This is a genomic window from Psychroserpens sp. (assembly GCF_047633235.1).
Taxonomy (GTDB): domain Bacteria; phylum Bacteroidota; class Bacteroidia; order Flavobacteriales; family Flavobacteriaceae; genus Psychroserpens.
Genome location: NZ_JBLIET010000005.1, coordinates 19,286 through 35,471 on the forward strand (window position 1 = coordinate 19,286; position 16,186 = coordinate 35,471).

The following is a 16,186-nucleotide window of genomic DNA, read 5'->3' on the forward strand; positions in this document are numbered from 1 at the left end:
TGTTTTAATTTGAGGGTTAATTACCTGTAAAGTGTAAAGTGTCCTACGTAATCTTTTTCTAGTAATGGGCTATTTGGTTTTACGACGTACCAATAATCACCAGTAGGTAGTTCTTGTCCATTATATCTACCATCCCAAAATTGACCAACATTATAGGTGGCAACTTTACGACCATATCTATCAAAAATATCAAAGGTTAAGTTTGGGTAATCTTCAATACAACCTGGAGCCCAAGTATCTGTAACACCATCTCCGTCTGGTGTAAACCAATTTGGAATGCAGGGTCCTAAGATTTCTATTTCAATAATTGCCGTTGCTTGACAACCACTGCTATCTGTAACCACTACAGTATAAGTACCTTCTTCTGTCACTACATAAATACTGGTATCTCCATAATCTTCTTCATTAAATGAGTATTGATAACCACCTGTGCCACCAGTTGCAATGGCTATAATTTCTCCAACGTTTTCTCCTTCTTGTAAGATTAGAGATAAAGGTTCAAATTCTGTGATATTAAATAATTCGGTAGTTTTAATACATCCATTTGTATGTCTTACATCTATGTAGTGATCTATTCCTGGAACAACATTTGTAAATACATTATTCATTTGAAAAGCCCCTCCATTAAGCGCATAGTCTAAGTCTGCGAGATCAATACTATCTCCATCTACGATCACTGTTACAGTATTTACAGTTGCGTTATTTTCGCAAGCATATTCAATCTCAACGATTGGATCAAAGCTGACCGAATCTGGGAACGTAATATTCCATTCTGTTTCACAGCCTTGAGCATCACGAACAAATACAACATGATCTCCTCCACCAAGATTCGTAAAGTCAAATTCAGTTTGTACTGCAGTTCCTGTTGTATATGGACCATTATAATCATCTAGGCTCACACTATACGGAAGTGTTCCACCATAAATATCTATACTAAACGCAGCATTACCTTCCCCTTCACAAGTTTCCTCAAATAGAGAATCTGGAACAATACTAAGAATAACTTGTTCTGGGTCAGTTATTGTAAACTCAAAGAGTTCATAACATCCTAATTCATCTTGTACGATAACTGTATAGGTACCAGGAGCAAGATTCTCAAAAATATTAGTTTCAAAAAATTGATCTAATTGAGGAGAAATAGCATATTTAATAATTCCTGTTCCTCCAGTAGCATTGATGGTAAGAACCCCATCATTGTTTCCACTGCACGTCACATCATTAATTATAAAATCAATAGTTAAGGGTGATGTAGGTTCTGTAATAGTAATAGGAGCAGAGGCAGTATCACAATCACCGCTTTCTATAGTAACAATATACGTTCCTGCCACTAAATCTGTAAATACACCAGGACTATTCTGAGTAGCAGTAATAGTATTTCCTAAGTTATCTTCAAGTGTATAAATATAATTTCCTAATCCACCTTGAGCATCAGCTACGATTGTTCCAGTATTATCTCCAGAACAATTAATCGTTGGATCCATAGACATTAGGTTAATAGTTAAAGGCAATAATGGATCTATTGTTATTTCATTAGATACATTGGCGGTACAAGCATTTGCATCTCTAATGTAATATTGATACGTTCCAGCAGGAACAGAAAATGTTGTTGCTGTTGCAAACGACCCTAATACAGTCGCAAAAGAACTATCGTTACTGTAAGTGTAAGTTCCTGTACCACCAGAAGCACTTAATGAAATTGTAGATTCAATGTCACAGGTTTGAGTGGTCGTAACCACTAAATTGGCATCAATAGGTGTTGGTTCGGTTATTACAATTTCCGAAGAAATTAAGAAACATTCATTGCCATCACTCACAGATATAGTATACGTTCCAGCTCCTAAATCTGTAAAAACATTAGAGGTTTGAGGCCCAGAAGTTGAAGATGTAGGCGTCATTGTATTTAATGTGTAAATATACTCTACATCTTGACCACCTGTAACATTCGTTACTGTAATTGATCCATTTTGATCTCCAAAACAAGATAATATAGAGGCACTTGGTGTGAAGGTAGCATCAATTGGAGTTGGTGCAATAAGTGTTATATCTACGGAAGCTACGCAACCTTCAGCATCTGCCACATTTATAGTGTATGTCCCAGCAGATAAACCTGCGAATGTTCCGTTAGATGTAAATGGGACTGTTGCCGCTCCTGTTAATTCATATTCATAATTTCCCCATCCACCATCTGCAATAGCTGTAATTGTACCTTGGCTATCGTCACATGAGACGTTTGATGTTTCCGAAGCGATAAGTGTTAAAGCTTCAAAAGGAGACGATATCACAACAGTCGCTGTAGCATTACAAAAGGGACTCTCCGTTTCTGTAATAACCACTGTAAAACTTCCAGCAGTCATTCCTGTTACGGTTGTTGGATTTGTAGATGTATTAGCATTTACAACTCCAAAGACAGAGGTTCCTCCAGTATCAAAAAGTTCATAATTATATGATCCTGTATAGCCATTGATATTTATTTCAAATGATCCTGTATTATCTCCAAAACAAGTCACTGTTGTTGAACTAGTAATAAATGTTGGAGGTGTTGCTTCTTGTAAAGAAACCGAAATGTCTTCGGTACATAATGTTACCGCATCTGTAATTGTAATTGTATAGATTCCTGAAGGCACTCCTGAAAACACCCCACCAGTCTCAGAAATCGACACAGGATTTGGACTAATACTATACGTAAACATTCCAGATCCGCCAGTTTCAGTAATTGTTATTTCTCCATCGTCATCGTTACAGGTGGTAAAAGCGGTAATTGTTGGTGTTATTACAATAGGAGCTAAAATGGCTACTGCTACTAAGTTTCCGCATCCGTTTGCATCCTGAATTTCAATGGTATGCGTTCCTGAAAATAGATTCGAGATTGTAAATGGTACTGTTTGTGTTTGAAATGCGCCTCCATCAATACTAAAACTATAAGGTGTAATACCCATTGCATCTAGAGTGACATCAATTTGAAAGTCACCTTCGTTGACTGTACATGAATCATTTATAACTGCAGAAATATTAGGAATTGCATCCATTGGTAAAACGACCACAGGACTTGTAATAATACAACCATAAGCGTCAATAGCATGAACATAATAATTTCCAGCATCTAAATTGAATGTACTTGCAGAAACCCAATTTGGATCTGTATCCAATGGAGATGTTGCAGTAGTTGTAATTTGGTATTGATATGGAGACGTACCATTTTGAGCAACGGCACTAATCAATCCAGAGGTTACATTACAATTAGCATTTTGATCTACTAAAGTCTGTAATTCTAAAAGAAACGCAGATTCAGTAATATTAAAAGGCGCTGTAACCACACCACATCCAGTATTTGGACCAGTAGTCTCCGTAATTGACACAAAGTAATTCCCAAAAGGTAGAGGTCCTAAATCTGTTATGGTTAAGTTTCCATTTGCAGGTACTGTTGCAGATCCTGTAATTCCTGTTGAGATTAAAGATAAAGAATCAAATATTTCATAATCGACATTGATGTTAGTTCCATAGATACTATTAATTGTAAATGATACATTACCATCATCACTTCCTGTACAGCTAATATTATTTGAACTCACAGCACTAAGGGTGAGTGTTGAATTTGTTGGTATTGGAGCAGTTGCAGGTTCATAATAGCTACAAAGCGTTGACGCGTCATAGACTATAAACGTATACGTTACACCAGCCATTAAACCCGTAAACGTAGCGGACTGACTTCCAAAAGTGTCTTCTGGAATCCATGATCCAACCGGATTAGGATATACTGTAGTTGGACCTTCATAAATTGCAAAATAGAATGGTCCCGCACTACTTAATGAAGAACCAATACTTACAACTGCTTCACCACCAGCAAGACAATCAACAGTTGTAGAAACTATAATATCTAAATCAGTAGGAGGTGAGGCCACCAAAACATCCTGTGTTAAAACAGAACATCCATTAGCATCAACCACATTGATTTCATATAAACCAAAATCCACAACGTCAAAACTAATTGAAGTTGATCCTGTATTATTTAATTCAGAATTTGAGTAACCATTCGTTCCAGTTACAAAATAATTATAAGGTGCTGTTCCGCCAGTCACATTATTTATGATAACAGACCCTTGTGAAACTCCGCCAGTTGTACATGTAATATCAACCGTATCAAAATCTAATACAATAGGGTCTGGTTGGTTGATGATTACAATTTCCGAGGCATTACAAAGGTTAGCATCTGTTATAGTAATAGTATAGGTTCCTGCTGGTAATCCAGAAGTTTGTGTACCAAAATCTGTACTTGTAGTATCGTTATTTACATTAATAATAAAAGGAGGTGTTCCAACTGTATTATCTATTGTAATAGCTAGCGCTCCATTGTCATCTCCATTACACAATATTGGTTGTGATTGAACCACAAGACTTAAAGCTGGAGGTGTTATTGGGTTTACTGTAATTATACTTGATTCTGCAATACAACCATTTGCATCCGTAATTTGAAATTGATATGTTCCTGCCGTAGATGTATTATATGTAAATGGTGTTGCTGCGGTTCCTAAATTTGAATAGCTACTTCCGTCAATTGAAACGGCATATGTAAATGCTGCTGTTCCTGTGATATCACCTGTAATAGTAGCATCTGGTGTTGCTGTACAATCAAGTCCAGACGTCAAAACAATAGTTACTGTTGGTGTTAGGATTGGGGCTATTGTAACAGATTCATTATAAATACAATCATTTTCATCTCTCACTTGAAATGTATACGTGCCAGCTTCTAAACCTGTAAAACTATTTGAGGTTTGGTATGGAGTCGCACTTGCAGTTGGTGCTATAATTTGATATTCTAAAACACCTATACCACCAACTGTGTTTGTAATAGTAATTGTTGTTGTATTTGTAGGGCATGTTATTGGAGCAATGCTAAACTCTAAATCGCTTGGAGGATTTAAAGCTTCTATTGTTATTTCATTAGTAATGACGGTACAACTATTTGCATCTTGTATTGTAATTGTATAAACACCTGTTGTTAAACCGTTAAAAACATTACTTGTTTGAAAGTTCACACCATCAATACTATAAGAGTAAGGAGCATCTCCTCCTGTAACTTCAGTTACTGTTATGATTCCGTTGGTTGTACACGTAAATGGTGCTGTTAACTCTGCTGTTCCAGAGATCGCATCATTAGCAATAATAGTTACCGTTTGTGCCACTGTTTCACAAATAGATGCACCCATAGAGTATTCTACGACCACAACGTAATCTCCTTCAACAAGACCTGTGAAAACCGGTGAGCTGGTGAATGTAAGTCCGCCATCAACACTATATAAAAGACTATTACCATTTGTAGCGGTAACATTTATTGTTATTGTACCCGTGTCTCCAGATCCACCACAAGCAATATCTGTGGTATCAATCGTGAATTCTGGTTGATCAATAGCGTCAATAGTAATTGTTGTTTCTGCACTACAATTGTTAGAATCTACAACTAAGATGTTATATACTCCCGCGGTTGTGACTACTATTTCTGCAACCGTTTGAAAATCTGTTGCAGCATTTACAAAATAGAAATAAGGAGGTGTTCCTCCAACAGGATATACTGTAATTTCTCCGTCCTCACATGTTAATGGAATTGTAATTGCCGCGGTAACCGTTAATAATGGCGGTTCAATAATTATAATTTCTTCGGAATAAAAACAGCCATTTTCAGTTTCTACTGTCGCTGTATAAGTTCCTGGATTTAAATTTTCAAAAATATAAGTATTTTCTAAAATTGGTCCAACACTATTTACTAAAGTCCCGCCCTCACTCAAGGTGTAATAATATTGTGGATCTACATCATTAGCAGCAAGTTGAATACTGCCTTTTCCACCATTACATAAAGGTTGTAATATGGTTGTAGATACCGTAAAATCGCGATCTCTAATTTGAATTTCTTGTACACTAAACACACAAGGATTTGTAGTAACACCAATTTGTCTTACATAAATCGTGTACGTTCCTGCAGTAGTAATAGAAAACACATTACTTGTTTGGTAATTTGTGCCGTCTAGACTGTATTCATAACCTGATGGGACGTCTAAAACTGTAATACTTCCAAGTGTTGTACAAATAATATCTGTTGCAATAACTGATGGATTTAATAGGTTTTGATAGACATTAAAATAAAACTGTACGAAACAGCCACCAGAATAGTTAATCGTTAATCTATATTGACCAGACGTATCTGCTAAAAAGTTTGGACCAGTAGCAACCTCATTCCACGTACAGGTATCCTCTTCATTGGCACAATCAGGATTTGAAACAGCATCACAACTAGACTCATCTAACTTTTCCCAGATGATTGATGATGCTCCAGATATACTTGTTTGTATATCTCTAGAATCATTGACACCACATAAAAAGATATTTGGTAGTAATTTACCGTCATTGGGACAAGTCACTATTTCATCAGCATATGGAATAACAGGGTTTTCAATGTCACCTCCAAAAAGTTCTACGACATACTCTTGCACTATGGATTGACAAGGCGCGACTGCTGTATTAAAAGAATAGTAAGTACCCGTTGCTGTAACAGTAATAGTTTGAGAGCTTCCAATTACAGGAGTTCCTGTTGAACTTGTTGACCACGAATATAAATCGTACCCATTTGCAGCAGTTAAATCTACACTCGTCCCACAAAGAATGATATTCTCTGAAAACACACAATCAAGATCTGCTAAAAAATTAGTTGCTTGAGGCGATAGTAAACAACCTGTATTACTATTTAAACTTGGATCATCTGTAATTAGAAACGTAGGATTAAAGAATCCATTATAGGATGCAAATGCCTGATTATTGATAATATTAGAACATGCATCTGCGAGCTGATTACATTCATCGACCACCTGTACTTCTATACGGATTTCATAAACAGGGTCATTCTCTTCAACTAGAGAGTCATCAATATTTAGAATTAACTCACGCGTTGTAGCATTATAACTTGCTACAGTAACTCCAGGAGGTAGCACTAAATCTGTAGGATGATTATATATAATATTTATAGGAAGTATATCTCTAATTTGAAAATTAGTAGCATTATCATTCCCTGTATTTTGAAAACCAATGACATAATTTAACGAAGAACCTAGACCAACTGTTTGTCCGCCAATATCATTACCTGCGTCATCCTCCACAATTTTAGTGAGGACTATATTTGGTTCGATAATTTCAACTGCAAAAGCAAAGAAATACGGAAAATAAGTGTCTCCACTTGTTTCTAATCTAATAGTAGCAGCCGTTGCATCATTAGCAATCACAGCATTTCCTGGATTAGGAACAGCCATAACTCCTGTATCAAAACCTAAAGTATTGGTGCTATTTGGAACTCTTGTATTTACTGGCGTCGCATCTAATTGGGTTACCGAACTATTAAAGAAGTTTGCAACAGGACGATCAACAGTAGAGAGACTAACGCCATTCAAACGTAAACGATCTCCCAGAATTGGACTATCGCCTTCTAGCGTCGCAAATGCAAAATTTGCTCTTACAGGTGCAGGAGCAGGTACCGTTCTAAATCCATTTACAGGAATATCTAACTCTGTATTACTTCCAGCGATACTTATAGCGCTAAATCCGTCAAAACTCGTAATTGATTTTCCAGGAAGTGTAGGGTCTTCATAAACAATAAATAATGACCAACCAGCTGATTGACCAGTGCCGTTATAAGGATTAAAATTTGATGTTTCTCCAACTCCTGAAGACACATTTGCAACTGTATAGGTGCCCAAATCAGTACCGGAACCAAAACTAGTTACTAAAGCAGTTACATCTGCAAAACATGCATATGAAAAACTATCACCTCCATCTACTGTTGTTCCATTGGCGTCATAAATAATAGTTCCTTGAATATTGTTATATCCTCCTGAAGGACCTTTAAATTTTACATCAATTATGGGCTCGTCACCAGGATTAACTGCTCCCCAATATAAACCTGCATATATTATTCGATAGCAATTTGGATTTGGAATGTCTAAATCTGCACTAGATGAACTAAACGTTGAACCATCACCATCAATATCAATATATTGCATATCAACATTATGATTATATACCGTGTTGTCATTAAAAGCAGTATTGTCTGGTCCGAGAATATTATTCCCTATTAAAACAATGTCTCCTTTTAGATCTTGATTAAATCGAGGTGCAAAAGGTTCATAGTTTTGAGCATAAGATTGTAGGCCAATCATTAGTAGTAGTGAAACAATGACTATAAGTCTTGAAAAAGTAGGTTTTTTCATGGTGTATGTTTTTTTTATTCCCAAGTCAACAAGGGCGTGCCGACTCAAGTATAAGGCCTTAATATTAATTTAATTCTCTATTTTCACAAGAGATAGTTTTTTATTGTACGGTCGATTTCCTTTTAGTTCTAGAGCTTGATTAGCTTCTTCAATACTTTCAAATTCATCGTAATAGATATAATATTTACTTGTGTTAACATCATAAAAGAAATCAACATTTGTACGTCCAGAAGCGACTACTTTAGTGATGAAAGCATTTCTCTTACTAACTTCTGTATGAACTGCTATCACCAAATAGTAACCATTATCTATGTTTTGTACATTCTGTAAAATTTGAATATTATCACTTTGTTTTTCTCCAAAATCAAAATCCTCAACTGTGATTGAAACACTGCTCAAAGGCGTCGTTTGTTTTATATTTTGTAAGGCTGCTCTGTCTTGAGAATAACGTTCTTCTTCGTTATCAAAGGCAGCCTTTTTAATACGACGTCTTCTTTCAAACTCTGTGGACACTTTAATATCTTCTAATCTTATTTCTAAAGTTGTTCTAGCTTCAATTGCTGTTAATTGCTCAGATTCTAAACGCTTTAATGTTTTTTGATAATAAAGATAAACGTCATCGTTAATTATAGTATCTGCCTCAAATTTGTCGTCATATAATGCTTTAAGTTCTTTAATTTTTTCATTTCTATTTTTAATAACACCACCTAACTGAGATTTTATAACCTCCAATTTATTATTCTCAGCTGTTATACTTTTAAAAGGTTTAGGTCCAACAATAATTCCTTTTTCACTTAAATCATTTTCTTCTTTTAAATCTTTAAGGTCCTTATCTTTTATTTCAATAATAGCATTAAGGTCTAGTAATAATTTAGATTGAATCGTTTTAGAGTCTTCTGCTTGCTTTGTAATCTCATACATAGATTTACCAAGTTTATCTTTAGCATTAGAGATTAGATCTTCTTTAGCTTTTTGTTCTGCTACTAATTTAGCTTGAGCGTCAACCTGTTCTTTAGCTTTTTGTTCTGCTACTAGTTTAGCTTGAGCGTCAACCTGTTCTTTAGCTTTTTGTTCTGCTACTAGTTTAGCTTGAGCGTCAACCTGTTCTTTAGCTTTTTGTTCTGCTACTAATTTAGCTTGAGCATCTGCCTGTTCTTTAGCTTTTTGTTCTGCTACTAATTTAGCTTGAGCGTCAACTTGTTCTTTAGCTTTTTGTTCTGCTACTAGTTTAGCTTGGGCGTCAACCTGTTCTTTAGCTTTTTGTTCTGCTACTAATTTAGCTTGAGCGTCAACTTGTTCTTTAGCTTTTTGTTCTGCTACTAATGCAGCTTCTTTATCCGCTTTAACTTTGTCTTCATTAGCTATCTCAATGGTCGTTTCAGCTTTGCTTTCCGAAGAAACTTCAGTAACTGTTGTGTTTTTAGGTTTAGAAGCTTTAATGATTTTAGGTTTTCTTTTATCATCAGAAATTAGTAATCCGCTAACCTCGTCACCACTACTATAATCATATCTATTATTGCTCTTAAATCTATAAGCCAGTGTGAAATCATGAGAAGACCCAAAAGTTGATAAATCACCAATTGCTTTTTCATAATTATATTCTAATGCAACTTGTGACGTTATATTGATTCCTAGTCCGCCAGATACACCAAAACGGGTATTATACCCTATCTGTGCCCATATCCCTTTTGGAACAGTTAGCATTGCTATAGCTGAAACAATAGTATCGTCCTTTTGAAATTCTGATCTTAATAAGCCTGTAAACTTACTTTCATCGAAAAAACCTCGACTTGACATCATATATCCCGTATACATAATGTGTCCTTGAATTCCTTGTTGAGGGTTATCCTCAATAAGCATAGACGATTCAAAATTATAGAGTGCTAAATTATTTATAGAGACGCCAAAATCAAAAAATCCTGTACCATAATTAATACCTGGATTTACAGTTAATAAGAAATTTTCAGGTATATTTTGCAGTGCAGGATCGTCAAAATTCGTAATTACATACCCTGTATTAACACCGCTTTTATAAGCCGAAATATTAAGACCAAATGTTAAGTTGCTATCTTTTTGTAATTGTACGTTGTAAGCGAAATTTAGAGTACCACCAAATGTCGTTAATACACCATAATTTTGTTGAAAAACGCCTATTCCTGCTCCAATATTTTCACCAAATCTACCAGAATAACTGACTAAATAGGTGAGTGGTGCATTTTCAAAACCCACCCATTCTCTTTTGTTAAAAACACTAATGTATTTAGTTTGTTCTCTAACAAAACTGAATGTAGGGTTTATTGCATAACGATTAAAGGTTAATGAATTCCTAACAGGTAGGCTCAAAGACACCACTCCATTATCTTCTTGAGAATAGGACATCTGTATAGAACAGATATATAATACTAAAACAAAAAGATATGTTTTCATATTATTTAACTACTGTTATAGAACCCTTTTTGGTCTCGTTATCATTCGTTGTGATCATATAATAAAATACTTGATTAATACTATTCAAATTCAAATCATTTTCTGGCCAGTTGTTGAGGTAGTTATTAGTTTGTAATACGACTTCCCCTGCGCTAGTCATAATCATGACGTTCGTATTTGCACCACTTATGTAGGTCATTGGAATTGTCCATGTATCATTAATACCATCACCATTTGGACTAATTACATTTGGGATTTTTTCTACATCAGGAAAGACATCAAAAACTTCTTCTAATTCAAATACAAATTCTCTAGAACCTATACAACCAGAGGTTTCTGTTACGATAACTTTATAGGTACCAAATTGTGATATATTATAATTTTCTTCGGAAATGGTAGCGATTAATACTTCATTTAAATACCATTCAAATTCTGGGTTATTAGCATTGGTTGTCACTTCTACTAAAAGTGTTTCACCATATTCAATAGTATTAATCTCAGAAACATTTATAGAGGCATCAAATAATTCACTAATGAGCTCAATTTCGCCGGCAGCCATACAATTTCCTAGGTTTACTTGAACTGTATAGTTACCAGATGCATTCGTTTGATACATTTGCGTCGTTGCTTGAGCAATTATATTGCCATCCTTAAACCACTGGTAAGAATCACCACTAATAGTACTTAAGGTTGTGAATTCATTACCTGGACAAAACGGATTACCTAAGCTTGAAGAAATACCAGCATCTGCATTACCAGATGTTACTTCACTAATTGTTACGCGATTTGAAAAAGAATTTGACGTACAAGTACCATAATTGGTTTCTACGAAGAAAGTACCTGGTTCATTTACTGTGAGAGAAGAACCATCTGAAACAAAAACAGACGTTGTTGGTCCAGTTTCCTTATACCATTTATAGGTTAGTAAAGGGTAGTTTAGTGGTGAATCATTCGACCCAGTTCCAGGATTATCTATGGTTATTAGATAACTTCCACCAGAGCAATAGACTCCTGTAGACACTAAATTATTAATAGTAAAAGGTGAATCCTGTATTTTATAATAGGCTGCAAACGTTGCAGATCCAGAACTGGTTGCCGCAGGAGCACTACTTTTCATTCGTATTCTATAATTTTCTCCAGCTGTTGTTGTCGGTAATGAAAAACCTAACGTTGCAGGTGACATTGTCACTGCTCCAGGATTAGATGTAAAAACAGCTATTGCATTTGTAAAATCACCATCCGCATCAGACAGCTCTATTGTGAACTGATTTGATGCATTGAGGCCATCTTCCGGAGAAAAAACAAAAGTTGTATTATACGTATTAAATGTACCACTTGCGCAAGCTTGACTAAAGCCCAAATTGGGTGAACCAATAACAATCTGGGCTTTTAGCTTTTCCGTAGTAAAAAGTAGAAAAACACAAAGTCCGATAAAAATTTTGTATGCAAATTTAGGGTTGTCCATTAGGATTAGGGAGTGATTTTTATACTCTAAGTCGCTGTTTCTTATTTGGATTTTTACTAGTTATCGTTTAATCTTCATCATCTATAAGATCGTTTGAAGCAATTATTCTATTAATTCTTAGTCTAAAATCTGGACGTGAGTTGTCGTTAGCGTTGATAAACGTTTCGGAATCTGGGCCTTTAGAATATACATTGTCAAAGGATCTACTCCCATACCAGTTTTCTAAATCATCATTATTAGAAAAGTCTTTTCTAAAAATATTTCCTATGCAATTATTAAAATATGTTCTTGTGAATTTCATTTGACTCAAACTCTCATTGTTGATGATGATTTTATCATCAAGAATAACAGCAGGATTAAAACCGGAAATTACGCTTGTATCAATAGAAAATGAGACATCTTCACCAAGATAAATTGCTTCATTTACCAAACCTAGTTTGGTGTCATTTTTTAAATCTGAACTTAAATTTATAAGCGTTAAGTTTGTTGCGGTAACAAAAGTTTGTTCTCTATCAAAATCTGTATCGTCTTTCACATCATAATCAGAAACAAATAAACATCTTGAAATATCAGCGCCAGATACGTATGGAGATCTAATTGCTAAAGAATTCGAAATCCAAACCTGAGTACCGTGATTAAACTTGTAATCATTACCACTAGATTTGTAAGATACCATTTGATCTAAAATAAGTTTCCCTCCTACAATATTAAATGAGTTGCCTTGACAATAGCTTACCATTATATTTTCTACAATTGTTTCTTGCCCTACTGCAGCTAGCGTAAGCGCATTGAAATAGCCATAATCTTTTGTTCGTTTTCCTGCAAATTCTATTCTTACATATTTTAAAATACCAGAGTTGCTATCAGGATTCTTTCCACCATAACTTATTGCGTTTGCAACTGATGATCTTAAGCCATAATTCAAAGCAGCTTCACTACCAAATGTATTAATAGGCGCATTTCCAAGAATAAATAATCCACCCCAATCACCAGGTTTTTTGACACTCCTACTAGATGTAAATATGATGGGATCTGTAGAGGTTCCTTCAGCAATAATTTTTGAACCATTGCTAATGACGAGAGATCCTTTGGTTTTGAAATCACCGATAATAATAGTACCAGGTTCAATAGTAAGTGTTGTACTATCTGTTACAAAAACATCACCCAGTAAAAGATAGATATCTCTTTTAAATAACTTGGTGTTTTTAGTAATATTTCCACTAAGAATTTGAGTTGGCTTACTATAGTTAGCCTTGTTTGGTTTAAATTCTGTCCAAGGGTTTAGCCAATTATTATAGCCAATAATTCCTTTTTCTTGCTGTGCAAACATATTGCCACACACTAATAATGTGATCAATGCGATGAAGGTCGTTTTTTTCATGATTAGGTTATTCGTTTATTTAGAATTGAGGGTACTAATTTATACGTACAATAATAGGAAAAATACTTATTAAGTGCAAATAATATCGATGAAATACGTAAATTAACATATTAATTGGAGTTAATTCCTACAAAAATTTATTTTACAGTTAATTATGTTGATCTTAAAAAATCAAAACTTAAAAACTAAAACATGATGGTACAAAAAAGCCTCAGTACGACATACTGAGGCTAAAATAGTATTATTCAGACTAATTAATATTAATCCATTTTAAAGTCATTATATGTATGTAAAGACTTTAATGTTTCTTCATAAAATAATATGGCAGCAATTAAATCACGTGTATCAGAATAGGGTAATATTTTCTTTTGAAATTCAATAGTACTGTCAAAATATTCTACAGAGGCCTCTCTATTCGTTTCTAAAGCTTTTTTGTTTTCTTTTGTTTCTGGAATTCCAAGAGAAGCCATAGTAACGCCTGGTTTAGTTGCAAAAGCAATATTGGGTAATATATTTACAATTACTTGAATACGTTCACTATATAACTGTAGTAATTCTCCTTTAGACATTTTACCCAATTGATCATGGTTATGATATTTACTGATATTTACTTTACCATCAATTATAGTAACTTCATTATTCTTTTTTTGAGCGAATGTTAAACTTACCATCATAAAGAAAATGGCAATACATACTGTAGATTTTGTTTTCATTTTTTAGTTTTTTATAGATCCAGGTGAGACAAATCTATAAAAAATATTAAAAAAACCAACTTTATTTCATCTTTTTTTGCTTTTTTTTTATCATATGAAATGCATATTTCATGGTTTAAGTGCTTAAATAGTAGGTAAAATGCGTTTTTATTCGATGAAACACTTTGCGTGATGAAACCTAAAAAACAGATGTAAATACTGATTATCCATATTTTAAAAATGTGTTTTGTTCATAAATAAAAATATATTCAAATTTAATTTACTGTTTATCGTCAAATTATACAACTAGAGTTCATTTATCGTAAAATTTGTACATTCATATGGTTTTTAAGGTTTTATGAAAAATTTCAATCATTTTTGAATGAATATAATGCTTAACCTCATGAAAAATTTCATTATTCTTTTTTGTTTCACTTTTATCATAACATTTAATAACTCCCTTAACGCCCAAGAAACTGCAGCTGTTTTAGATAAACAAAAGGAGGCCTACTTAGAACGCCATCCTATTTATGATTATAACAAACTTCAATTAAGCGCATCAGACAGTATTCCTGATTTTGAGTTGAAACGACAAAAACTTAAAATTACAGGTACGATATATCAAAGCGATGGTATTACACCTGCAGAAGGTGTCATATTATACATTGAACAAGCGGATGAAGATGGTGATTTTGATTTGAGAAAACTTAACGATAAGCGCTACGCACATCACAGAGGTTGGATAAAAACCAACGCAGACGGTCGTTATACGTTTTATACTTTTGTACCTGGAAACGATAGACGTTACAACCAATTACAACAGTTGTTTCCAGCGATAAAAGAGCCTCTTAAACAATCGTATAATTTAGAGTCTTTTTTGTTTGACGAAGACCCTTTATTAACGACGTTATGTCGTAAAAAAATAAACAAGAAAGGTGATCCTACTCGAATTTTGAAACCTATACAAAAAGCTGGTTTATTAGTTGTTGAAAAGAATATTGTTTTAGAATCTATTACGGTAGTATCCAAATAAGCTCTATTGCTCAATCACTAATCGTTGGCCTATTTTAAGTACGGCGTTTCGTCCTATAGTATTTGTTTTGCATAATGAATTAATAGACACATTATTGCGTTTTGAAATTCGTGATAATGTATCTCCAGACTTAACAACATAGAAGAATTTCTGTTTTATTAGACTTGCAAGGGCTTGTTCTTCGGAAAACAGAAGATCAATTTTACTTTGTCTTTTAGAGTTATGACTAGTTGGACGTGTCCATTTTTTAGTAATCCAAAGTTCATTGGCTCTAATTAAATTGTGTTCATTAAAGTCAAATAGATACTCAGGGTTTATAGAGATACCTTTATAGTTGACCACCAAATGCAGGTGACTTCCTCTGGCATTGCCAGAAACACCACCTTTACCTATATAATGACCTTTTGCAATGGTATCGTTTTCTTTTACGCCATATTCCGATAGATGTGCATAAACAGTTTCTAATCCATTATAATGTCTAACAACTACGGTTTTACCATGTCCACTGCTATAGCGTGACATTCTAACAATGCCATCAAACATCGTATATAAACTGTCTCCAGTTACCAAATCAATATCAATACCTTTATGAGCTCGTCCTCGTCGCCAACCATATCGCGAGGTAACTACTTTACTTTTTTCTATAGGAGAGTGATATGTAGAGTCTTTAAATTGAAGTTGTAAAGGGAATTTAACGATAACATCTTTGTATGGATTATAAACAGTATGATCCCAATAATTGGCTTTGATGTCTAATGGCTTAATTGTTTCCTTTATAGTTTTAGTTTCTATAAAATCGGATTTAACTATTTCAAAATTAAATTCTGAAAAATCAATTAATTGAAGTTTTGGATCTTTTTGGGCATAAGCACATAAAGATAGCACCATTAAAACACAAATATATATAGATTTCATAGGTTGAAATAAAATCGTTAAGTTTTT

The 16,186-nt window shown here is 34.2% G+C and carries 7 protein-coding genes; 1 reads left to right on the forward strand and 6 read right to left on the reverse strand.

The annotated features are described in order from the left end of the window. Window positions 1-20 precede the first annotated feature (20 nt). The 5 genes from ACJAZK_RS02500 to ACJAZK_RS02520 form a co-directional block, all read right to left on the reverse strand. Window positions 21-8,246 carry a T9SS type B sorting domain-containing protein gene (locus ACJAZK_RS02500; protein WP_415222449.1) on the reverse strand — a complete coding sequence of 2,742 codons (8,226 nt, stop codon included), beginning with the start codon at window positions 8,244-8,246 and terminating at the stop codon, window positions 21-23. 69 nt (window positions 8,247-8,315) lie between these two features. Next, window positions 8,316-10,673, reverse strand: coding sequence for a PorP/SprF family type IX secretion system membrane protein (locus ACJAZK_RS02505; protein WP_415222450.1), 2,358 nt, complete (start codon window positions 10,671-10,673; stop codon window positions 8,316-8,318). Between the two features lies 1 nt (window position 10,674). Next, complete coding sequence (locus tag ACJAZK_RS02510) at window positions 10,675-12,138, reverse strand: gliding motility-associated C-terminal domain-containing protein (RefSeq protein ID WP_415222451.1); 1,464 nt, start codon at window positions 12,136-12,138, stop codon at window positions 10,675-10,677. A 67-nt stretch (window positions 12,139-12,205) separates the two neighbouring features. Continuing rightward, complete coding sequence (locus tag ACJAZK_RS02515) at window positions 12,206-13,519, reverse strand: hypothetical protein (protein ID WP_415222452.1); 1,314 nt, start codon at window positions 13,517-13,519, stop codon at window positions 12,206-12,208. Between the two features lie 260 nt (window positions 13,520-13,779). Continuing rightward, on the reverse strand, window positions 13,780-14,232 hold the full coding sequence (locus ACJAZK_RS02520; protein WP_415222453.1) for a hypothetical protein: 453 nt from the start codon (window positions 14,230-14,232) through the stop codon (window positions 13,780-13,782). 382 nt (window positions 14,233-14,614) lie between these two features. Between ACJAZK_RS02520 and ACJAZK_RS02525 the strand changes: the two genes are divergently transcribed. Then, complete coding sequence (locus ACJAZK_RS02525) at window positions 14,615-15,244, forward strand: hypothetical protein (protein ID WP_415222454.1); 630 nt, start codon at window positions 14,615-14,617, stop codon at window positions 15,242-15,244. Window positions 15,245-15,247: 3 nt separating this feature from the next. Here the strand turns inward: ACJAZK_RS02525 and ACJAZK_RS02530 are convergent, their stop codons facing one another. Continuing rightward, a complete protein-coding gene (locus ACJAZK_RS02530; protein ID WP_415222455.1) occupies window positions 15,248-16,159 on the reverse strand; it encodes a peptidoglycan DD-metalloendopeptidase family protein in 912 nt (303 codons plus the stop codon). Window positions 16,160-16,186: the final 27 nt, after the last annotated feature.

Excerpts from the sequence above, each read along its gene's own strand:
- ACJAZK_RS02520 (WP_415222453.1), bottom strand. The coding sequence starts at position 14,232 with ATGAAAACAAAATCTACAGTATGTATTGCCATTTTCTTTATGATGGTA.
- ACJAZK_RS02515 (WP_415222452.1), bottom strand. The coding sequence starts at position 13,519 with ATGAAAAAAACGACCTTCATCGCATTGATCACATTATTAGTGTGTGGC.
- ACJAZK_RS02500 (WP_415222449.1), bottom strand. The coding sequence starts at position 8,246 with ATGAAAAAACCTACTTTTTCAAGACTTATAGTCATTGTTTCACTACTA.
- ACJAZK_RS02530 (WP_415222455.1), bottom strand. The coding sequence starts at position 16,159 with ATGAAATCTATATATATTTGTGTTTTAATGGTGCTATCTTTATGTGCT.
- ACJAZK_RS02525 (WP_415222454.1), top strand. The coding sequence starts at position 14,615 with ATGAAAAATTTCATTATTCTTTTTTGTTTCACTTTTATCATAACATTT.
- ACJAZK_RS02510 (WP_415222451.1), bottom strand. The coding sequence starts at position 12,138 with ATGGACAACCCTAAATTTGCATACAAAATTTTTATCGGACTTTGTGTT.
- ACJAZK_RS02505 (WP_415222450.1), bottom strand. The coding sequence starts at position 10,673 with ATGAAAACATATCTTTTTGTTTTAGTATTATATATCTGTTCTATACAG.